The 19,044-nt window shown below is 71.8% G+C and carries 23 protein-coding genes; 11 read left to right on the forward strand and 12 right to left on the reverse strand.

Translation table 11 applies throughout. The features are described 5' to 3' along the window. Positions 1-7 precede the first annotated feature (7 nt). Complete coding sequence (locus tag AB0C35_RS22645; protein WP_358458909.1) at positions 8-1,393, reverse strand: NAD(P)H-quinone dehydrogenase; 1,386 nt, start codon at positions 1,391-1,393, stop codon at positions 8-10. A gap of 187 nt (positions 1,394-1,580) precedes the next feature. Between AB0C35_RS22645 and AB0C35_RS22650 the strand changes: the two genes are divergently transcribed. The 3 genes from AB0C35_RS22650 to AB0C35_RS22660 all read left to right on the forward strand — a co-directional run bounded on the left by AB0C35_RS22650 (position 1,581) and on the right by AB0C35_RS22660 (position 4,593). After that, the gene (locus AB0C35_RS22650; protein ID WP_358458911.1) at positions 1,581-2,033 is read left to right on the forward strand and encodes a gamma-glutamylcyclotransferase; all 453 of its coding nucleotides are present in this window, start codon (positions 1,581-1,583) and stop codon (positions 2,031-2,033) included. A 52-nt stretch (positions 2,034-2,085) separates the two neighbouring features. After that, positions 2,086-2,886 carry a purine-nucleoside phosphorylase gene (locus AB0C35_RS22655; RefSeq protein ID WP_358458912.1) on the forward strand — a complete coding sequence of 267 codons (801 nt, stop codon included), beginning with the start codon at positions 2,086-2,088 and terminating at the stop codon, positions 2,884-2,886. 78 nt (positions 2,887-2,964) lie between these two features. After that, a complete protein-coding gene (locus tag AB0C35_RS22660) occupies positions 2,965-4,593 on the forward strand; it encodes a phospho-sugar mutase (RefSeq protein ID WP_358458914.1) in 1,629 nt (542 codons plus the stop codon). A gap of 7 nt (positions 4,594-4,600) precedes the next feature. Here AB0C35_RS22660 and AB0C35_RS22665 read toward each other — a convergent pair whose 3' ends face one another. From AB0C35_RS22665 to AB0C35_RS22685, 5 genes are all read right to left on the reverse strand, one after another. Next, positions 4,601-5,251 carry a PH domain-containing protein gene (locus AB0C35_RS22665; protein WP_358458916.1) on the reverse strand — a complete coding sequence of 217 codons (651 nt, stop codon included), beginning with the start codon at positions 5,249-5,251 and terminating at the stop codon, positions 4,601-4,603. 7 nt (positions 5,252-5,258) lie between these two features. Continuing rightward, complete coding sequence (locus tag AB0C35_RS22670; RefSeq protein WP_358458918.1) at positions 5,259-6,350, reverse strand: adenosine deaminase; 1,092 nt, start codon at positions 6,348-6,350, stop codon at positions 5,259-5,261. 108 nt (positions 6,351-6,458) lie between these two features. Then, a complete protein-coding gene (locus AB0C35_RS22675; RefSeq protein WP_358458920.1) occupies positions 6,459-7,292 on the reverse strand; it encodes an SAM-dependent methyltransferase in 834 nt (277 codons plus the stop codon). Between the two features lie 145 nt (positions 7,293-7,437). Further along, positions 7,438-7,578 carry a hypothetical protein gene (locus tag AB0C35_RS22680; RefSeq protein ID WP_358458922.1) on the reverse strand — a complete coding sequence of 47 codons (141 nt, stop codon included), beginning with the start codon at positions 7,576-7,578 and terminating at the stop codon, positions 7,438-7,440. Between the two features lie 28 nt (positions 7,579-7,606). Continuing rightward, the gene (locus AB0C35_RS22685; RefSeq protein WP_358458924.1) at positions 7,607-7,792 is read right to left on the reverse strand and encodes a hypothetical protein; all 186 of its coding nucleotides are present in this window, start codon (positions 7,790-7,792) and stop codon (positions 7,607-7,609) included. A 238-nt stretch (positions 7,793-8,030) separates the two neighbouring features. Here AB0C35_RS22685 and AB0C35_RS22690 point away from each other — a divergent pair, with 238 nt between their 5' ends. Both AB0C35_RS22690 and AB0C35_RS22695 read left to right on the forward strand, forming a co-directional pair. Further along, entirely contained in the window at positions 8,031-8,600 is a 570-nt protein-coding gene (locus AB0C35_RS22690; RefSeq protein ID WP_358458926.1) for an RNA polymerase sigma factor, read from the forward strand. Beyond that, positions 8,593-9,498, forward strand: coding sequence for a CU044_5270 family protein (locus AB0C35_RS22695; protein ID WP_358458927.1), 906 nt, complete (start codon positions 8,593-8,595; stop codon positions 9,496-9,498). The genes AB0C35_RS22690 and AB0C35_RS22695 overlap by 8 nt, the downstream gene beginning before the upstream one ends. Positions 9,499-9,545: 47 nt before the next feature. Here the strand turns inward: AB0C35_RS22695 and AB0C35_RS22700 are convergent, their stop codons facing one another. Beyond that, complete coding sequence (locus tag AB0C35_RS22700) at positions 9,546-10,376, reverse strand: ABC transporter permease (RefSeq protein ID WP_358458929.1); 831 nt, start codon at positions 10,374-10,376, stop codon at positions 9,546-9,548. Further along, on the reverse strand, positions 10,373-11,350 hold the full coding sequence (locus tag AB0C35_RS22705; RefSeq protein ID WP_358458931.1) for an ATP-binding cassette domain-containing protein: 978 nt from the start codon (positions 11,348-11,350) through the stop codon (positions 10,373-10,375). The genes AB0C35_RS22700 and AB0C35_RS22705 overlap by 4 nt, the downstream gene beginning before the upstream one ends. A 127-nt stretch (positions 11,351-11,477) precedes the next feature. On the opposite strand from AB0C35_RS22705, the gene AB0C35_RS22710 reads away from it, so the two are divergent. After that, positions 11,478-12,230, forward strand: coding sequence for a TetR/AcrR family transcriptional regulator (locus AB0C35_RS22710; RefSeq protein ID WP_358458933.1), 753 nt, complete (start codon positions 11,478-11,480; stop codon positions 12,228-12,230). A gap of 264 nt (positions 12,231-12,494) precedes the next feature. Here AB0C35_RS22710 and AB0C35_RS22715 read toward each other — a convergent pair whose 3' ends face one another. The 3 genes from AB0C35_RS22715 to AB0C35_RS22725 all read right to left on the reverse strand — a co-directional run bounded on the left by AB0C35_RS22715 (position 12,495) and on the right by AB0C35_RS22725 (position 15,604). Continuing rightward, entirely contained in the window at positions 12,495-13,307 is an 813-nt protein-coding gene (locus AB0C35_RS22715; protein ID WP_358458935.1) for an SAM-dependent methyltransferase, read from the reverse strand. Positions 13,308-13,385: 78 nt separating this feature from the next. Next, complete coding sequence (locus AB0C35_RS22720; RefSeq protein WP_358458937.1) at positions 13,386-14,123, reverse strand: DUF1963 domain-containing protein; 738 nt, start codon at positions 14,121-14,123, stop codon at positions 13,386-13,388. Between the two features lie 38 nt (positions 14,124-14,161). Beyond that, positions 14,162-15,604 carry a M20/M25/M40 family metallo-hydrolase gene (locus AB0C35_RS22725; RefSeq protein ID WP_358458938.1) on the reverse strand — a complete coding sequence of 481 codons (1,443 nt, stop codon included), beginning with the start codon at positions 15,602-15,604 and terminating at the stop codon, positions 14,162-14,164. Positions 15,605-15,751: 147 nt separating this feature from the next. Between AB0C35_RS22725 and AB0C35_RS22730 the strand changes: the two genes are divergently transcribed. The 4 genes from AB0C35_RS22730 to AB0C35_RS22745 are packed head-to-tail and all read left to right on the forward strand — an operon-like array spanning position 15,752 to position 17,606. After that, complete coding sequence (locus AB0C35_RS22730) at positions 15,752-16,270, forward strand: RNA polymerase sigma factor (protein WP_358458940.1); 519 nt, start codon at positions 15,752-15,754, stop codon at positions 16,268-16,270. Continuing rightward, positions 16,267-16,725, forward strand: coding sequence for a hypothetical protein (locus tag AB0C35_RS22735; RefSeq protein ID WP_358458942.1), 459 nt, complete (start codon positions 16,267-16,269; stop codon positions 16,723-16,725). Before AB0C35_RS22730 ends, AB0C35_RS22735 begins: the two co-directional genes overlap by 4 nt. Positions 16,726-16,771: 46 nt before the next feature. Next, entirely contained in the window at positions 16,772-17,206 is a 435-nt protein-coding gene (locus AB0C35_RS22740) for a DUF3995 domain-containing protein (RefSeq protein ID WP_358458944.1), read from the forward strand. Between the two features lie 16 nt (positions 17,207-17,222). Next, positions 17,223-17,606: a DUF1801 domain-containing protein gene (locus tag AB0C35_RS22745; RefSeq protein ID WP_358458946.1), complete on the forward strand. Its 384-nt coding sequence runs from the start codon at positions 17,223-17,225 to the stop codon at positions 17,604-17,606. 89 nt (positions 17,607-17,695) lie between these two features. Here AB0C35_RS22745 and AB0C35_RS22750 read toward each other — a convergent pair whose 3' ends face one another. Next, positions 17,696-18,163 (reverse strand): cupin domain-containing protein, encoded by a 468-nt coding sequence (locus tag AB0C35_RS22750; protein ID WP_358458948.1) that lies wholly within the window; start codon positions 18,161-18,163, stop codon positions 17,696-17,698. A 156-nt stretch (positions 18,164-18,319) separates the two neighbouring features. Here AB0C35_RS22750 and AB0C35_RS22755 point away from each other — a divergent pair, with 156 nt between their 5' ends. Then, positions 18,320-19,024: a TetR/AcrR family transcriptional regulator gene (locus AB0C35_RS22755; RefSeq protein WP_358458950.1), complete on the forward strand. Its 705-nt coding sequence runs from the start codon at positions 18,320-18,322 to the stop codon at positions 19,022-19,024. Positions 19,025-19,044 lie beyond the last annotated feature (20 nt).

Here is a 19,044-nt window from a genome sequence, read left to right on the forward strand (position 1 = left end):
ACGTCTCTCAGTAGGCGTGCTCGGCCATCAGGCGGCGGGACGCCTCGGTGATGCTCCCCGACAGCGACGGGTAGACCGCGAACGTCTGGGCCACCTGGTTGACCGTCAGGTGCTGCTGGACGGCGATCGACACGCCCAGGATCAGTTCGCTCGCCCGCGGCGCCACGATGACGCCGCCGAGGATGATCCCGGTGGACGGGCGGCAGAACAGCTTGACGAAACCGTCCTCGAAGCCCTGCATCTTGGCCCGCGCGTTGGTGAACAGCGGCAGCATGACCGTCCGGGCGTTGACGTCCCCGGAGTCGACCATATGCTGCGTCACGCCGACCGACGCGACCTCCGGGTCGGTGAAGATGTTGGACGCGACCCAGCCGAGCTTCAGCGGCTGCACGGCCTCGCCCAGCGCGTGCCACATGGCGATGCGCCCCTGCATGCCGGCGACCGACGCGAGCATCAGGACGCCGGTGCAGTCGCCGGAGGCGTAGATGTTGGAGACCGACGTCCGCGACACCTTGTCGACCTCCACGAAGCCGCGCGCGTCGCACCGGACGCCGACCTCCTCAAGGCCGATGCCCGTCGTGTTCGGCACCATCCCGACGGTCATCAGGCAGTGCGTGCCCTCGACCTTCGTGCCGTCCTCCAGCGTGACGATCACGCCGTTGCCGGACCGCTCCACCCCCGCCGCCCTGGACCGCGACATGACGTTCATCCCGCGCCGCAGGAACACCTCCTGGAGGACGGCCGCGGCGTCGGCGTCCTCGGTCGGCAGTATCCGGTCGCGCGACGACACCAGCGTGACCTTCGATCCCAGCGACAGGTAGGCCCCGGCCAGTTCGGCGCCCGTCACACCGGACCCGACGACGATCAGGTCTTCGGGCAGTTCCGGCAGGTCGTACAGCTGGCGCCAGTCCAGGATGCGTTCGCCGTCCGGTTCCGCGCCGGGCAGCACGCGCGGCGTCGCCCCGGTCGCGATGAGCACGATGTCGGCCCCGATGTGCCGGTCGCCGACCGCGACCACATGCGGTTCGACCAGCCGCGCCTCACCACGGACGATCTTGACTTCCTCGTAGGCGAGCCGTTCGGCCACGTCGAACGACTGGGCCCGCGCGAGGTCCTTCACGCGGGTGTTGACGGTGGCGAGGTCGGCCTCCAGGGCCCCGACGATGCCGTCCGGGCCGCCGTTGAAGCGCAGGCCGAGGCCCGCCGACTCGGACATGACGGAGATCCGGGTCGAGGTGGCGATGAGCGTCTTGGAGGGCACGCAGTCGGTGAGCACGCAGGCGCCGCCCGGACCGTCGCGTTCGACGACGGTCACGTCGGCGCCGAGCTGCGCCGCGACGAGCGCGGCCTCGTAACCGCCCGGGCCCCCTCCGATTATCACGATGCGGGTCACATCTTCCATTCTTTCCTACTCCCGGCAGTGAAAAGTCCCGCCGCGGACCGGTTTTCGCCGCACATCCGCAGGACGGGCGCGTCGCGGCGCCTCATTTGGGGCCGGCCGCCCGATATCCGGATACGCGCCGCCCGCAATCCGCGCTTCGCTCCGGCCGGGGCGTGCGCGTGAGTTAGCCTTGGCCAACGTGGCACTGTACGCGGCGTACGCCTCCAACATGGATCCCGAGCAGATGGCGAGCCGGGCTCCGCATTCGCCCATGCGCGGCACCGGCTGGCTGGCCGGGTGGCGGCTGACCTTCGGCGGGCAGGACAAGCACTGGGACGGGGCCCTCGCGACGGTCGTCGAGGACGGTTCCGAGCAGGTCTTCGTCGTCATGTACGACGTGCCCGCCTGGGACGAGAAGGAGCTCGACGCCTGGGAGGGCGCCGCGCTCGACGTCTACCGCAAGATCAGGGTCCGGGTGCAGACGCTCGACGGCGACGCGCTGTGCTGGCTGTACGTCCTGGACGACTACGAGGGCGGGCTCCCGTCCGCGCGCTACCTCGGCATCCTCGCGGACGCGGCGGAGAAGGCCGGAGCACCCGACGACTACGTCAAGGAGCTGCGCACTCGTCCCTGCAAGTCGCTGGGAGACTGACCCACGGGCGGCCCGCAGAGGGCGCGGCGATCACGCCTGTAGTGTCGGCGATGTGAGCAACGACGCTTTTGCACTGGCGCGGAGCGCCGCGGACGAGCTGCGCGCCCGCACGTCCATCGACTCCTTCGACGTCGCCCTCGTGATGGGCTCCGGCTGGGTCCCCGCCGCCGACGCGCTCGGCGAGCCCGCCGCCGAGCTGCCGGTGACGGAACTGCCGGGGTTCGCGCCGCCCGCCGTCGAGGGCCACGCGGGACGCGTCCGCGTCGTCGAGGTCGGCGGGCGCCGCGCCCTGGTGTTCCTCGGCCGGACGCACCTGTACGAGGGACGCGGCGTCGACGCGGTCGTGCACCCCGTCCGGACGGCGCTGGCCGCCGGGGTGACGACGATGGTGCTGACCAACGCGGCGGGCGGGCTGCGGCCCGAGCACCAGCGGGTCGGTGACCCGGTGCTGATCACCGACCATCTGAACCTGTCGGGCGCGAACCCGCTGAGCGGCGCGGCGTTCCTCGATCTGACCGAGGCGTATTCGGCGCGGCTGCGGGCCCTCGCGAAGGAGGCCGACCCGACGCTGTCGGAGGGCGTGTACGCGGCGTTCCGCGGCCCGACGTACGAGACGCCCGCCGAGATCCGGATGCTGCGCACGCTGGGCGCCGACATGATCGGGATGTCGACCGTGCTGGAGACGATCGCGGCCCGGCAGGGCGGCGCGGACGTCCTCGGGATCTCGCTGGTCACCAACATCGCGGCCGGGCTGTCGGACGAGCCGCTCGACCACGAGGAGGTCCTCGCGGCGGGACGCGCGTCCGCCGGCCGCATGGGCACCCTGCTCGGCACCGTCCTGGCCAAGTTGTGAAATCGCGGGTCGTGGAGAAGACCAAAATATGAGCGAAGCGAACCGGGGGTGTGGGGTCGCCTCCCACGAGGGGCGGGTATGAGCGATCTGCGGGCACAGGCGGAGGAGTGGCTGGCACAGGACCCCGACCCGGGCACCCGCGCCGAACTCCGGGCGATCCTGGACGAGGGCGACGACCAGGCCCTCGCGGACCGGTTCGGGGCGCGGCTGGAGTTCGGGACGGCCGGGCTGCGGGGCGAGCTGGGCGCCGGGCCGAACCGGATGAACCGGGTGACGGTGATGCGCGCCGCCGCCGGGCTCGCCGCCCGCCTCCCTCGCAGCGGCCGGGTGATCATCGGGTTCGACGCGCGGCACGGCTCGCGGCGGTTCGCCGGCGACACGGCGGCCGTGCTCAGCGGGGCGGGCCTGCGGCCGGAGGTGTTCGCCGACCCGGTTCCGACACCCGTCCTGGCCCATTTCACCCGGACGTTCGACGACGTCGTGGCGGGCGTCATGGTGACGGCCAGCCACAACCCGCCGCGCGACAACGGCTACAAGGTGTACTGGGCGGACGGGGCGCAGATCGTCCCGCCGCTGGACGCGGAGATCTCCGCCGCGATCGACGCCGTCGGCCGCGTGGACGAGCTGCCGCTCGGCGCGGAATGGCCCGTCCACGGCGACGCCGGCCTCTACCTGGACGCGGTGTCGTCGCTGCGGCTCGGCGACGACCGCGACATCTCCGTCGTGTACACGCCGATGCACGGGGTGGGACGGGACGTCCTGCTCCAGGCGTTCGACCGGGCCGGATTCCCCGCCCCCATCGTCGTCCCCGAGCAGGCCGCACCCGACCCGGACTTCCCGACCGTCGACTTCCCCAACCCGGAGGAGCCGGGCGCGCTGGACCTGGCGCTGCGGCTGGCGGACGCCCGCGGCGCCGACCTCGTGATCGCCAACGACCCCGACGCGGACCGCTGCGCGGTCGCCGTCCCGGCGGGCGGCGGCTGGCGGACGCTGACCGGCGACGAGCTCGGCGGGCTGCTGGCCGAGCACGTCCTGCGGCACACCACCGGCGATGACCGCCTGGTCGTCACCACGATCGTGTCGTCGTCGCTGCTGCGCTCGATCGCGGCGGCGCACGGGGCCGGGTTCGCCGAGTCCCTCACCGGCTTCAAATGGATCATGAAGGCGGGCCGTCCGGGCGGGCGGCTCGTGTTCGGCTACGAGGAGGCGCTCGGCTACAGCGTCGGCGACGACCGCGGCGTGCTCGTCAACGACAAGGACGGCATCGGCGCCGCCCTCGCCGTGGCCGCGCTCGCCGCCGGCGCCCGCCGCGACGGCCGCACCCTGCTCGATCTCCTGGACGACCAGGCCCGCGAACACGGCCTGCACGCCACATCCCAGCTGTCCATCAGGGTTAGAGACCTCTCCCTGATCACATCAATGATGGCCCGCCTGCGGGCCGATCCCCCGGAGCGGCTGGGCGGACGGCCCGTCACGTCGTTCGACGACCTCTCGCACGGCGCGGACGGCCTGCCGCCGACCGACGGCCTGCGGTTCCGCCTGGACGGAGGTTCACGGGTGGTCATCCGCCCATCGGGGACAGAGCCGAAACTCAAGTGCTACCTGGAGGTCGTCCTGCCCGTCGACGACGACATCGCGACGGTCCGCGCGCGCGCCTCCGCGGAGTTGGACGCCCTCCGCGCCGACCTCTCCGCGATCCTGGGGTGACGGCTGCTCAGGTGACGGCGCCCACGATGGCGAGCACGACCAGCACCGCCGCGGGAACCGCCAGCGACGCCACCGCCGGGACGGACCATCGCACCGTTCCCCGCACCGGCTCCTTCTTCCCGGACTCCGCCTTGGCCGCGGCGGCCTTGTCCGGTGCCCCCGACCTGGTCTTCGGACGCTGACGGTCGAGGATCTCGTTCAGCCGCTGGGCCGCGAACGCAGCGGGCGTCCGTCCACGCAGATCGAGGCCCGCCGTCTTGCTCTCCTGTTTGCGGGCGCGGGCCTCCGCCTTGGCCTGGGCGCGCGGCGACGTCTGGTGAACCCAGGCCCGCGTCTCCAGCTCCGTCCCGTCGGGGCCGGTGAAGCGCACCGCCACCGCGTTGCCGCCCTGGATCCCGCGGACCGCGCCCCACGGCACCCGGACCTCCCGCAGCGGGTTGCGGACCGTGACGCCGTCATCGTCCCCGACGATCGCGGGCCGCAGCCCCACCGCGTACGCGATCCCGCAGCCCAGCAGCAGCACCACGCCGATGCCGAGCGTCATCAGGGAGTAGTCGGCGTCGCCGGTGATGCCGAACACCAGGTCGGCGATGTTCAGCGCCGCGAACACCAGCCACGCGTACGCCGCGATGCGCCCGCCGGTCGAACGAATGGTCATGGCTCGATCATGCCAGGGGCCGGGCGCCGCTCCACTTGAGCTGCGCGAAACCGGGCTTGATCACCCCGTTGATCAGTTCGAGCCGCTCGTTGAACGGCGCGAACGCCGATTTCATCGCGTTCACCGTGAACCACTGCAGATCGTCCCACCCGTATCCGAACGCCTCGGCGAGCTGCGCGAACTCGTTCGACAGCGTCGTCCCGCTCATCAGCCGGTTGTCGGTGTTCACCGTGACGCGGAAGCTCAGCCGCCGCAGCAGCCCGATCGGATGCTCCGCGATCGACTTCGCCGCGCCCGTCTGGATGTTGGACGTCGGGCACATCTCCAGCGGGATCCGCTTGTCCCGGACGTAGTCGGCGAGGCGGCCGAGCCTGGCGTCGTCCCCGTCCACCTCGATGTCGTCGATGATCCGCACGCCGTGCCCGAGCCGGTCGGCGCCGCACCACTGGATCGCCTGCCAGATCGACGGCAGCCCGAATCCCTCGCCCGCGTGAATGGTGAAGTGCGCGTTCTCCCGCTGGAGGTACTCGAACGCGTCCAGGTGGCGGGTGGGCGGGTACCCGGCCTCGGCGCCCGCGATGTCGAAGCCCACGACGCCCGCGTCCCGGTACCGGACGGCCAGCTCCGCGATCTCCATGCTCCGCGCCTGGTGCCGCATCGCCGTCACCAGCGTCCCGACGCGGATCCCGAAGTCCTCGCGGCCCCGCGCGAACCCGTCCAGGACGGCCTCGACGACCTGCTCCAGCGACAGCCCCGTAGTGAGATGCTGCTCGGGCGCGTACCGGACCTCCGCGTAGACGATCCCGTCTGCGGCGAGGTCCTCCGCGCACTCGTACGCCACCCGCGTGAGCGCCTCGGCGGACTGCATCACCCCGACGGTGTGGGAGAACGTCTCCAGGTAGCGCTCCAGCGACCCCGAGTTGGCGGCCGCCTCGAACCATTCTCGGAGATTGTCCGCGTCGGTGGCCGGCAGGTCCGCGTATCCGGACTCCCGCGCGAGGTCGACGATGGTCCCGGGCCGCACACCGCCGTCCAGGTGGTCGTGCAGCAACACCTTCGGCGCGCGCCGAATGTCCTCAAGAGTCGGCCGAACGTTCATCCCTAGACGCTACCCGCCCGCGGGGCCCACCGCCTCGTCAATTCACGCCAAGCCCCGGGCGCGTCACGCAGCCGGGGCATTGACGCCGTATGACCGCTTCGCCGGAGGTCAGGGCTTGCGCGCGACGCCGACGAACGCGTCCATCTCGGGGGCCTGCGCACCGGACGGCGCTGTGCCCGGCGGGTACCAGCGGCCCACCGACACCACGCCGGGTTCGACCAGTTCCAGGCCGGCGAAGAACGCGGTGAGCCGTTCGGGGGTGTGCAGATGGACCGGCGGGTTGCCGAACGCCTCGTTGTAGGCGGCGGCGGCGCGCTCCATGTTCTCCGGCTTGACGACGTTGGTGTTGACGGAGATCGCCAGGTGGCTGCCCGCGCATGTCGCGTCCATGAACCTGTCGATCAGGGCCTTGGCGTCGGCGTCGTCCGCGATGTGGATGAGGACGCCGAGCATCATGACCCCGACGGGCTTGCTGAAGTCGAGCGTCTCGGCCGCGGCGGCGAGGACCTTGCCGGGGTCGTGCATGTCGGCGTCGATGTAGTCGGTCGCGCCTTCCGGGGAGCTGGTGAGCAGCGCGCGGGCGTGCGCGAGCACGATCGGGTCGTTGTCGACGTACACGATGCGGGACTCGGGGGCGGCGCGCTGCGCGACCTCGTGGGTGTTGTCGGCCGTCGGAAGACCGGTGCCGACGTCGAGGAACTGGCGGATTCCGCACTCGCGCACCATGTACTCGACGGCACGCCCGAGAAATGCCCGATTGTGTCGCATCTGGTCAACAAAGTCGGGTTCAGCCTGAATGACCTGTTCACCGACCATGCGGTCGATGTCGTAGTGGTCCTTGCCGCCGAGCCAGAAATTGTAAATGCGGGCGGAATGCGGCACGTCGGCGCGGATCACGTCCTGGGTCGGGGCGTCGGCGGAAGGGTTCTCATCAGCGGTCATGCTCGGAGCGTACGACGAATTAGACCGATTTGTGGAGTTTTTTGATCTTCGAATCGGGGTCCACGATCCCTTGCAATCGCCCCTCGACCGGGCGGGCCGCCCGGCCGGCACGATTCCATGCTCCGGGCGGCCCGCACAGGCGAACTCAGGCCTTGGCGTACTCTTCCGCCGCGCCTCCGAAGTCGAGGGCCACGCATGGCTCGTCCCCGATGACCCAGGCGTCATGGCCGGGCGCCACGACGAAGACGTCCCCTGGTCCGACCTCTCCCTCGGAGCCGTCCCGCATCTGGATGCGCAGCCGCCCCTGGATGATGTTAACCCTTGTGGTCCGCCTCGCACAGGTCCGTGCCCATGATGTCCTTCAGCGACTCCGTCCAGCGCCATCCGGGCTCGAACGTCGCCTTGCCGAACAGAAGGCCCGACAACTGGACGACCTCCAGGTGCCCCCGCGGGAAGTCCCTTCGCTCGTCCGGCTTCTCGATGCTCTTGATCTCAGTCATGATGGGTCCCCCTTTCACCATCACCTTTCACGCTTGCACCGCCCCTGACCAGCGTCAAGAGAGGGCCCAAGCGGGTTGCCGCCCGCCGCCCCGGCCGCCGCGGGGCCGGCCGGGCAGGGGCGCGCCGATGCGCGGCAGGCCGCCGCCGTGCCCCGGAAAGCGATCCGGCGTTCGCGCGAAGTACCGGTGTAAGCCATCGAATTCCGCTCCGGAGGCACGGCATGAGAGAGACACGGATTTGAGCGCCGGCGTGGACGGGCACCTGACGGACGCCGACCTCGCCGCCCGCTTCCAACGCGACCCAGAGCTGTTCACCGCCGTCTACGACCGCCACTACCGCGACGTCTACCGGTACGTGGCAGGGCGCCTGGACGTGCACGCAGGCGAGGACGTCGCCGCCGAGACGTTCCTCACGGCGTTCGCCAAGCGCGACCGGTTCGACCCGGGGCGCGGCGAGCTTCGGCCCTGGCTTTTCGGCATCGCCACCAACCTGGTGGCCCGGCACCGCCGCGCGGAGGCCCGGCACTACCGGGCGCTGGCGGCGGTGCCCGAGCCCGCCGACGCGGGCCACGAGAACCACGTGGTCGCCTCGGTCGCCGCCCAGCGCATGAGGCCCGAACTCGCGGCGGCGCTGACGGGCCTGTCACGCGGGGAACGCGACGTCGTCCTCCTCGTGGCGCTGGGCCAGCTCACCCACGAGGAGGTCGCGCAGGCGCTCGGGATCTCCTACGGGACGGTCGGCTCCCGCCTGAACCGCGCCCGCAAGAAGCTCAACGAAGCCATCGACAGGGAGGCGTTCCATGGATGACCTGCAGACGCTCGCCACCGCGCTGCGCAAGCCCGACCCGTCCCCCGAGGCGGTCGACGAGGGGCGCCGCCGGCTCCAGGACGCGATGCGGCGCCGCCCGTCCCGCAGGCGCACGACCGGCTGGTTCGCCGCCGGCCTGAGCGTCGCCGGCGCCGCCGCGTCCGCGACGGTCGTCCTCGTCTCCGGGACGGCCGAGCCCACCGCTCCGCCCGGCGGGCCTCCGTCCCCCCTGTCGGCCGAGCAGGTCCTTCTCGCCGCCGCCACCTCCGCCGAGCGCACTCCCGAGGGCACGGGCGCCTACTGGCACGTCAGGATCGTGCAGCAGAAGCCGGAGACCGACGCGCAGACCCGCCTGATCCGTGAGCGCTGGACCACCCGCACCGGCGAGACATGGCAGCGGCACAGCGTGAAGACGGGCGGAAAGATTCTCAAATCGCCGGTCCGGTCCGTGGTCATGCTCGGCGGCGTCCCGGCGAACTTCCAGGAGATTCAGAAGCTGCCGGCAGACCCCGGCGCGCTCAAGGCGAGGATCGCCGAGGCCGCCCGGCGGTCCAAGCTCCGGACCAGCGCGGGCGAACTGACCGAGGCCGACCGGGAGAGGCTGCTCTTCCTGGACCTTGTGTCCCTGGTCACCACCGTCCCCGCCCCGCCCGGGGTGCGTGGTGCCGCCTTCCGCGCGATCGCCTCCTACCCCGGCGTGAAGAGCATGGGGAAGGTCGACGGCGGCCGGGGGCTGCGGTTCCCCGTCTCCGGCGGTCACGAGGCCAGGCTGGTCGTGGACCCGGAGACCGGCCAGGTGCGCAGCACCAACTTCTACGCCGCGCCCGGCGGCCCGACCGTCTGGTCGCCCCGCACCATGACGATCAGTGCCTCCTGGACCGACACGCTCCCCGGCTGACGGACGCGGCCGGGGGACGCTGCCCGCGCGTCCCCCGGCCGGCGCCGTCAGCGGCTCAGGCGCTGGTAGCGGCGGACGGCCAGGGGCAGGAAGACCGCCGTGATGACGATCGGCCAGACGAGCGCCATCAGGAGCGCGTTCTGCTCGATCCAGGTGTCCCCGACCGCCGCCGGGTTGCCGAACAGTTCGCGGGACGCCGTCACCGTGGAGGAGACCGGGTTCCACATCGCGATCGTGCCCAGCCAGTCCGGCATGAGGGACGGCGCCACGAACGCGCTGGAGATCATCGCGAACGGGAACGCGACCGCGAACAGGCTTCCGGCGGCCTCCTCGTTCGGCACCAGGAGCCCGAGGAGCACCCCGATCCAGATCAGCGCGAAGCGGAGCAGGAGGAACAGGCCGAAGGCGGCGAGGGTGCCGAGGACGCCGGCGCTGGAGCGCCAGCCGATCGCCAGTGCCGTGAGGGCCAGGACGGCGAGGTCGAGCGTCGCACCGATCAGGTCGCCGAAGCCCCGACCGGTGACGACGGCCGAAGGCGCCATCGGCATCGACCGGAACCTGTCGGTGACGCCGCGCGCGCTGTCGTAGACGACGACGTACGCGGTGTTCATGAAGCCCATCGCCATCGTCATGCCGAACATGCCCGGCATCAGGAACTCGCGGTAGTCGCCGCCCCCGGGAACCGACATCGCGCTGCCGAAGACGTACCCGAACAGCAGCACCGAGACGATGGGGAACCCCAGCTGCCAGGCGATGTTGCTGGGCTGCCGGACGTAGTGGGTCAGGCCGCGAAGGACGATCGTCCAACTGTCGGCGACGGCCCAGTAGAGGCGCGTGCCGAGTCCTTCGTCGGCGGCCGTCCTGCTTTCGACGCTCACGCCTCCACCCTTTCCTTCGCCTTTTCCTTCTTGTCGGCGTGGTGTCCGGTGAGGCGCAGGAACACCTCGTCCAGCGTCGGACGCCGTAGCCCGATGTCCTCCACGTCGATGCCGTCGTCCTGGAGCGTGCGCGCGACCTCGGTCAGCGCGGCCACGCGTTCGGCGACCGGCGCGTGGACCCGTGCCGCGGCCTCGTCGATCTGCGGCTCGGCGGACGCGACGCGGGCGACCACGGCCGCCGTCGCGGACAGGGTCGCGGGGTCGCGCACCACCACCTCGATGCGGTCGCCGCCGATCAGCTGCTTCAGCGACCGGGGCGAGCCGTCCGCGATGACCCGGCCGTGGTCGAGGACGGCGATGCGCCCGGCGAGCTGGTCCGCCTCGTCCAGGTACTGCGTGGTGAGCAGGACGGTCGTGCCCTGCGCGACCAGCGACCTGACCGACTGCCACACCTCGTTCCGGCCGCGCGGATCGAGGCCGGTGGTCGGCTCGTCCAGGAACAGGACGTCCGGCGCCAGGATCATGCTGGCGGCGAGGTCGAGCCGGCGGCGCATCCCGCCGCTGTACTCCTTGAGCCCCTTGTCGGCGGCCTCCACCAGGTCGAACCGCTCCAGCAGCTCGTCGGCGCGCTCCGCCGCCCGCTTCTTGCCCAGATGGAACAGCCTGCCGAACATGCGCAGGTTCTGCCGCCCCGTCAGGACCTCGTCCACCGCGGCGTGCTGCCCCGCCAGCCCGATCCGGCGGCGCACCTGCCGGGCCCGGGTGGCCACGTCCAGCCCGGTGACCTCGGCTCGCCCGCCGTCCAGCCGGACGAGCGTGGCCAGGATGCGCACGGCGGTCGTCTTGCCCGCGCCGTTCGGGCCGAGCAGCCCGTACACCATGCCCTTCGGCACCGCGAGGTCGAAGCCGTCGAGCGCCTGCTTGTCCCCGTAGTTCTTGCGGATCCCTTCGGCGAGGATCGCGTCGTCGGCCATGCCGCCTCCTGTTCCAGCAATTTGGGTACACGATACACTAATTCGCGTACACCATACTCTAAGTGGGGACGATAACGTCTGTACGGCGGCGCAAGCCGGTGCCGCACAGGCAGGAGCAGGGCGAACGATGACGACGGAGCATGGCGACGGCCGCGACCTCGGCTTGAGTCTGAAGCTGCTGTGGGGCGACAGGACCCGCCCGGCCCGCGGACGCCCGCCCACGCTCAGCCTCGACCGGATCGTCGCGGCGGCCGTCGAGGTCGCCGACGAACTCGCCGAGACCGAGGGCCTCGAAGCGCTGTCCATGCGCGCCATCGCGACCCACCTGGGCGTCGGGACGATGTCGCTCTACCGCTACGTCCCCGGCAGGAGCGAGCTGCTGGACCTCATGCTCGACCACGTCATCGAGGTCCCCGAGCAGGACGGGGAGGACGGCTGGCGGGAGGTCCTGACGGCCGAGGCCCACCAGTACTGGCGGCTGTGCATGGACCACCCCTGGTACCCGTTCGTGGACCAGAGCCGTCCGCTCCTCGGCCCCAACGGCCTGCGCGGCCTCGACCGGCTCTTCCGCCTGCTGCGTCCCGCCGGCATCGACGACCGGGCGTTGATGATGATGATCGGCGCCCAGCACGACTACGTGGACGGCGTCGCGCGCAGCTACATCAACGAACGCCGCGCCGAGAAGCGGACCGGCGTCAGCAACGAGGAGTTCTGGCAGGCCCAGGCCCCGACGCTCGAGGACGCGATGAACAGCGGCGCCTTCCCGACCATGGCCGCCCTGTCCGAGGACACCTTCGACTTCTCCTTCGAGCAGCTCTTCGAGTTCGGCCTGACCAGCCTCCACGACGGCTTCGCGGCCTTCATCGACAAGCCCCGCTGACCCCCGCCGCGCAACTCACACCGGGAACTCCGCGCGGACCCGGAACCCGCCGCCCGCCGCCGGCCCTCCGCAGCGCCGCCTCCTCCCGGGTCCGCTCGGCCTCGGCCGACCGCCACGAGCGCGACCGCAAGCCCGCACGCCCACGACAGGTCGGCGTGCTTCCTCGGCTTCATCACATGCCGACGGTAATCGCCGCCCGAAGCCGCGTCTTCCTGCCGGCGGACGAGGCCGCCGGTACTCCTCCCGCAGTAGGCGGCGCCTGCGCTACCGCAGGCGTCCTACTCCCCCGACGATCGTCCACGGCAGTTCCGGCAGGCCGGCCGCGCCGCCTCCGAGGGCCGGACGCCACTCCCGCACGTCGACCAGCCCGGGGTCGACCAGGTCGAATCCGTCGAAGAACTCCCCGATCCCGGCCCGCGTCCGGGGTGTGAGCGGCGCGCCCGAGGCGCGGAAGCCCCGCTGCGCCGCCTCCATGATCTCGCCGGGCGACTCGCTCGCGGTGTGCGAGAGGACCAGGTGGCTGCCCGGGGCCATCTTCGCGCGCAGCCGGGCGACGATGCCGTGGGGGTCGTCGTCCGGGCCGACGAAGTGCAGGATGGCCACCAGGAGCACGGCCACTGGCTCACTGAAGTCGATCAGGCCGAGGACCTCTGGATCGGCCAGGATCTCTTCCGGCCGGCGAAGGTCGCGTTCGGCGACCCGCACGGTGTCCGCGGTGCTCAGCAGGGCCCGCGCGTGCGCCACGACGACCGGGTCGTAGTCCACGTAGACGACACGGCTGTCCGGGGCGACCGCGCCCGCGACCTGATGGACGTTCTGCTGAGTGGGCAGCCCCGCCCCGATGTCGATGAACTGCCGGATGCCCTGTTCGGCGGCCAGGAACCGCACCGCCCGTCCGAGGAACTCGCGGTTCGCCCGCGCGGTCAGCGGAGCCGTCGGATTCGCGTTGACCATCTCCTCGCCGACCCGCCGGTCCGCGAGGTAGTTGTCCTTGCCGCCGAGCATGAAGTCGTAGATCCGGGCGCCGTTGGGGACGGCGGCGTCCACGCCTTCCGGGGGTTCTTCCACTTCGGCCACGGGCACTCCTCGATCAATTGAGGATGATCCTAGAACGCACCTCAAGCCTCGCGCCCGTGCTTCTGCGCGCTTGCGAGGTCAGGCGACCTCGACGCCGGTGTAGGCGCGTTCGAGGCGGCCCGCGGTGAGGTCGTCGTCATCGATCCAGAACGAGATGTTCACGACCTCGCCCCAGTCGATGCCGTCCACACCCTCCAGCTGGAGCAGCGGGCGTTGGCCGCCCGCACCGTCCCCTCCGCCGTCGTGCCAGCCCAGCAGCCGGTAGTCGACCTCCGGGAGAACGTCGGCCAGCGCGCTCACGGCGTCCATGGCGTCGATGAGGTCGTGGTCCCCCGGCAACCTGTCGATCGCCCGGCTGAAGGAGACGGGCAGCGACGGGGTCCGGGCTGCGGCGAGCGGGAGCGGGGGGATGACGGGCGTGTCCGGGGGCGCGGGACGTCCGGGCGCGTCGCCCGGCACGTGCAGGAGGCAGACATCGTCGGCGGAGACGGCGCCGAAGGTGTCGTCGTAGAAGAACAGCAGGAGCCCGTCACGCGGGAGGGGCCATTCGTCGCCGAGCAGCGGATGCAGGGCCGCGCAGTCGAGCTGCGCCACGAGTGTCCGCGGTCGCCCGCCGGCCGCCGGCCACCCGGCCTCCGGGGGAAGGGGCGGCAGGCCCCCGAGGCGCGTCGCCCCGCATCCCGGGCCGTCGGCGGGCGCGAGCGCGAGCGACGGGCGCAGCAATCCCAGCGCCTGGCGCGCGATCTGTGGGCTGGGGGCGTTGTCGGCGGCCTCGGCGAGCCGGGCGCGCAACTCCTCGTCCAGGACGATCTCCATGCCCGCCGAGTCTGCCACCACCGCCGGTCCGGCCGTGCTCAGTCAGGTACGGGGAACGCGACCGGGCTGCGGTGCCCATCGCGGTCGACGGCGCGGACGCCGAAGAAGACGTTGTCCTTGGACAGGTCGATGCCGACCTCGGTCACGTCCCCCACGGGGATCACATGCGTCCAGTCGGGGCTGGTCGTCTCCCTCCACACGACCTCGTATCCGGCGAGGTCGGGTTCGGTGCCGCGGTCCCAGGCCAGGTCGGTGTCGTTGGTGAGCCGGTCGGTGAGGACGCGGGCGTTCTTGGGCGTCCCCGGGGCCTGGGCGAGCGACCACAGGGCGGCGGCGTTCACCCTGGCGACGCGGGCGATGTAGGCGAAGTCGCAGAACTCGGGCAGGTCGCCGTACTGCGTCCCGTCCTCCACCCGGACGTCCTGGTGCTGGTGCGCGAAGTTCTCGTGGGGCTCGGTGAAGCGGGCGGCGGGATAGTCCTGCTCCAGGTAGCCGATGTGGTCGCCGCCGCGCAGATAGCGGTCGCGGCGGTAGATCGTCCGGATGCGCATGCCGGTGGCGTGGTTGTCGGCGACGGACGCGACGAACCGGGCGAGCTGACGGGCGGGAGAGTCGTTCTCGCCGCCCACCGCGCGCCGCACGTTCGCCTCCTCCGGAGTCTCGGCGGTGGGGACGCCCTCGGCGAACAGACGCAGGGAACGGGGGTCGCGGGTCCCGTCGTCGGCGGTGCTGCTGCCCACGATGTCGTTGGTGAACATCGCCTGCACGTCGGCCCCGGCGGACTTGTACTGCTTCGCCTGGTACCTGGAGCCGTACAGGCCCTGCTCCTCGCCGGCCACGGCGGTGAAGACGAGGGTGGCCTCCGGACGGCGCTCGGCCATGACGCGGGCGAGCTCCATGACGACCGCCACTCCGGACGCGTCGTCATCGGCGCCGGGCGCGTACGCCGTGGCGTTCATGACGTCGCTGACCCGGGAGTCGTAGTGGCCGGAGACCACGTAGATCCGGCCGGGGGCGGCCGATCCGCGCAGCGTCGCGACGACGTTGGTGATCCGGGTCGGGACGGGGATGCGGGACGCGGGCTCCTGGATGTAGGACTGCAGCTCGGCGGTCATCCGTCCGCCGGACGCGGCGGCGTACCGCTGCATCTCCGCGAGCATCCAGTCGCGGGCTGCGCCGATGCCGCGGTCCGGGTCGTCCTGGGCGGACAGGGTGTGCCGGGTCCCGAAGCTCACGAGCTTGCGGACGTTCGCCTCGATGCGGTCTTGGTCGATCTCGCGCAGTAATCCGCGCAGCTCCGCGTCCGGCGGCTGGTTCCTGACGGGCGCGCCGGGGCCGTCCGGCCAGCCCCGCTCCCGTGCACCGGCGGGCGCTGCGGTCAGCGCCACGCCCGCACCGGCGGTCGCGGTGACGGCGGCGGCTGTGGACAGTGAGAGGAATGTGCGGCGGCTCGCGGCGGCGGGGGGTTCGTTTGTGGTCACGACGCCGATGCTCCTCGGCGGTCCGCGCCTGTCCAGGGTCAGAGCCACCAGTCTTCAGGGTCCCCGGCTGTCGACAATTGCGCCCGCACCTCGCGGGGCGTCCACCCGTCGGCTTCGGGTCCGCCGAACCTGGCTAGGGTGAGGCGGGTGAGCAGGCCCGACGTCGACGCCGACGTGGTGAGGCGGGCGCAGCGCGGTGACCTGATGGCGTTGCACGAGGTTCTGGACGTGCTCACCCCGTACGTACGCCGGCTCTGCGGGCCGATCGCGTTGCAGGACGCCCCCGACGCCGCTCAGGAGGCGCTGATCATCGTCATGCGCAACCTGCGGACCCTGCGCGAACCCGCCGCCCTCTTCGGCTGGGTCCGGGTCATCGCCGTACGCGAGGCGGTACGGGTGGCGAGGCAGTCGTCACGGGCCGTCCCCGCCGAGATGCCCGAGCTGCCCGCGCCCGGCGACCCGTCGCTGGCCGCCGACGTCCGCGACGTCCTCAGCCGGCTGTCGCCCGAGCACCGCGCCGTGCTGACGCTGCGGGACCTGGAGGGCCTGGACGAGGAGTCGGCCGCGCGGATGCTGCGGGTCCCGGCCGGGACCGTCCGGTCGCGGCTGTTCCGGGCCCGGGCGAGCTTCCGGCGGAACTGGCGCGACGAAGGGAGTCCGCGATGACCTGGCCGCTCGGCGAACTGGACGACGTGCGCCGGCTCCGCGCGCTGGCGGCCTCGTTTCCCGGCGTCCTGCTGGAGGAGACCGTCCTGCCGTCCTCCTTCGAGGCCGTGTGGGCGGTGCTGGGCGACCCGGAACACGGCTTCCCCGGCCTGGTGCCCGATGTCCGCTCCTTGCGCATCACCGAACGCAGCGGCGAGAGGATGCGCGCGACGGTCCGCGGCCGTTCCGGCCTGCGGGCCCCGTTCGACCTGGTGCTGCGCCCCGGCTGGTGCCTCATGCAGAGCCGCTTCCTGGTGTTCGGCATGGCCGCCGTCCCAGAAGGGGACGTCACCCGCTTCGCCTACCTGGCCGGGCTGCGCCTCCCGGGCATGCGCATCCTGGGTCCGCCGCTGCGCCGGGTGCTGGGGCCCGTCCTCATGCGCCGGTTCGTCAGGCGCTTCACCCCGGCGAAGTGACCCGAATCACGGGAGTGCGGGAAGGCCCCCGCGCCCTCTTCCGGACATGCGAACCTACGAAATGGCGGCCCTCCTGGTCGCAGCGGTCCTCATCCTGGACGCGCTCCTGCACGTCTACTGGATGACCGGCCGCACCTGGCCCGCCCGCGACGTGACCTCCCTGTCCCGGGGCCTGCTGAACGCCGACGTCCCCTTCACCCCTCGCGTCCTGGCGCCGCTCGTCCTGGCCCTGTCCGGCGGGGCCGTCACCGTCCTCGCCCAGGCGGACGTGGTCCTCACCGGCCTGCCCGGCTGGCTTCCCATGGCCGGAACCGTCGCCGTCGCCGCCGGCCTCGCCCTGCGCACCCTCGCCGGCCTGGCCTGGGCCCTGGGCATCGGCGCCCGCAGGGACTCCACCTTCTACAAGCTCAACCTCGTCCTCTACACCCCCGTGTGCATCCTGCTGACAACCGCCACGACCCACGTCGCCTGTCGGTGGTGAGCAAGATGATGGGGACATGGCTGAGGGAACACCGGGCGGAGGGGCGGAAGTACAAGACTGGCTGGACGGCCTGGATGCACACGTCCGCGGCCAGGTGGAAGAACTGTCCGCATTGGTCGCCGCGGCCGATCCTCGGCTGGAGCGGTCGATCAAGTGGGGGCGGCTGACCTTCACGGTCATGGGCGACTGGCATCACTGGCTGTGCGGCATCGCGGCGCCGAAGAAGGGAGCCAAGCTGGTCTTTCACAAGGGGGCGCTGCTGGAGGACCCGGAGCGGCTCCTGACCGGCGCCGGGCGCTTCGTCCGGGAGGTGACGGCCGGAGTCGCACTCGGGCACGCCGAAGAGACCGTCGCCTTGATGCGCAGCGCCATCGCACACCAAACCGACATGCCGGCCTGAGCGACTTGCCGGCCCGACCGCGCGAGCGCGTGATCCGGGTCCTGCGCCTGCGCCGCCGCACCGGATGAGCCGGGCTGCCTAGGGGCGGGTCAGCGCGGCGGGCCGACGATGACCTGGCCGTAGGCGTCGGCCGCCGCGGACAATGCCTCCTTGGAGATCTCAAAGCCGTCCGGCCTGGGCGTGGTCATGTCGCGCCCGGCCTGGCGGAACATGCCCTCGATCCCACCGGGCGTGGCGATCATCAGCAGGTCCGCCCGATCGGAGGTGATGCGGTAGCCGTGCGGGATGTTCCTGGGCAGGTAGACGATGCCGCCTTCGGCGAGTTCCATCTCCTCGTCGCCGGCCCACAGCAGCGCGGTCCCCTTGATCAGCATGAAGATCTCGTCTTCGCGGGTGTGCATGTGGAACGGCGGCGCCTCGTCCTTGGCGACGTCGAACCGGCCGACGGTGAGCTGCCCGTCGGTCGCGGCGGCGTCCAGCAGGACGGAGAAGGTGCCGCCGGCGAGCCATTCGAGCCTCTGCTGCTGCTCGGGCTGCGCCAGGTACGGAATGCTCATCGGTTTCCTCCTCTTTAGCGGACGATTTCGTCCGTTTAACCACCCTACGTCGCGATGCGCGGGCCGTCCAGCGAAGCGGAATGAATCGTCCACTTTGCTAGGCTGGCCGAGGCGGACGGCATCGCCGTGCTCATGGATCCCTGAAAGCAGAGGCGTATGGCCGGAGTGCGAAACTCGACCCGCGGACCCGCGGCCGCCGGGACGTCCCAACACGGGCGGACCCGCCGGCCTCGACGGGACGCGGAGGCCAACCGCGAGCGGCTTCTCGCCGCGGCCGTCACCGTGATGCTCCGCGAAGGCCGCAACGTCCCCCTCGCCGCCATCGCCGCGGAGGCGGGCGTCGGCGTCGGGACCCTGTACCGCAAGTACCCCGATCGCCAAGCCCTGCTGCACGCGCTCGAGCAACGCGCCTACGACCTGCTCGTCGACCTGCTGGCGGAGATCGAAGAGCTGCGCCGCCCGGGGCGGGAGGCGGTCGCGGAGTATCTGAGACGCTGCGTCGCGGTCGGCGACCAGCTGGTTCTGCCCCTGCACGGCGCACCACCGCTGATGAGCGAGGACGCGGTGCGGTCCCGGAGGACGATCAGCCGGCGCCTGGAGTCGTTCCTCGAACGCGGACGCGCCGACGGCAGCGTCCGGGCGGACGCCGGCGCCACCGATGTCATCGTCTTCACCGCGCTGATCACACAGCCCCTCTCGTACGGCCCGGACTGGCCGCGCATGGCCGAACGCCAGATCGCCCTCTTCCTGAACGCGCTGGCCGCCGACGGCCCGGTCGGCATTCCGGGGCCCGGGATCACCGGCGCCGACATCGAGGACGCCTTCGCCGTGCACGCTGCGGGAGGCGACGAGCGGGGATAGCGGGGGCGGGCCGGCCGCCG

The sequence above is a fragment of the Spirillospora sp. NPDC048819 genome, assembly GCF_040650055.1.
Lineage (GTDB): Bacteria > Actinomycetota > Actinomycetes > Streptosporangiales > Streptosporangiaceae > Spirillospora.

Coding starts and splice junctions, on each gene's coding strand:
- AB0C35_RS22660 (WP_358458914.1), top strand. CDS start 2,965: ATGAGCGATCTGCGGGCACAGGCGGAGGAGTGGCTGGCACAGGACCCC.
- AB0C35_RS22665 (WP_358458916.1), bottom strand. CDS start 5,251: ATGACCATTCGTTCGACCGGCGGGCGCATCGCGGCGTACGCGTGGCTG.
- AB0C35_RS22670 (WP_358458918.1), bottom strand. CDS start 6,350: ATGAACGTTCGGCCGACTCTTGAGGACATTCGGCGCGCGCCGAAGGTG.
- AB0C35_RS22675 (WP_358458920.1), bottom strand. CDS start 7,292: ATGACCGCTGATGAGAACCCTTCCGCCGACGCCCCGACCCAGGACGTG.
- AB0C35_RS22680 (WP_358458922.1), bottom strand. CDS start 7,578: ATGCGGGACGGCTCCGAGGGAGAGGTCGGACCAGGGGACGTCTTCGTC.
- AB0C35_RS22685 (WP_358458924.1), bottom strand. CDS start 7,792: ATGACTGAGATCAAGAGCATCGAGAAGCCGGACGAGCGAAGGGACTTC.
- AB0C35_RS22695 (WP_358458927.1), top strand. CDS start 8,593: ATGGATGACCTGCAGACGCTCGCCACCGCGCTGCGCAAGCCCGACCCG.
- AB0C35_RS22705 (WP_358458931.1), bottom strand. CDS start 11,350: ATGGCCGACGACGCGATCCTCGCCGAAGGGATCCGCAAGAACTACGGG.
- AB0C35_RS22710 (WP_358458933.1), top strand. CDS start 11,478: ATGACGACGGAGCATGGCGACGGCCGCGACCTCGGCTTGAGTCTGAAG.
- AB0C35_RS22720 (WP_358458937.1), bottom strand. CDS start 14,123: ATGGAGATCGTCCTGGACGAGGAGTTGCGCGCCCGGCTCGCCGAGGCC.
- AB0C35_RS22735 (WP_358458942.1), top strand. CDS start 16,267: ATGACCTGGCCGCTCGGCGAACTGGACGACGTGCGCCGGCTCCGCGCG.
- AB0C35_RS22740 (WP_358458944.1), top strand. CDS start 16,772: ATGCGAACCTACGAAATGGCGGCCCTCCTGGTCGCAGCGGTCCTCATC.
- AB0C35_RS22745 (WP_358458946.1), top strand. CDS start 17,223: ATGGCTGAGGGAACACCGGGCGGAGGGGCGGAAGTACAAGACTGGCTG.
- AB0C35_RS22750 (WP_358458948.1), bottom strand. CDS start 18,163: ATGAGCATTCCGTACCTGGCGCAGCCCGAGCAGCAGCAGAGGCTCGAA.
- AB0C35_RS22755 (WP_358458950.1), top strand. CDS start 18,320: ATGGCCGGAGTGCGAAACTCGACCCGCGGACCCGCGGCCGCCGGGACG.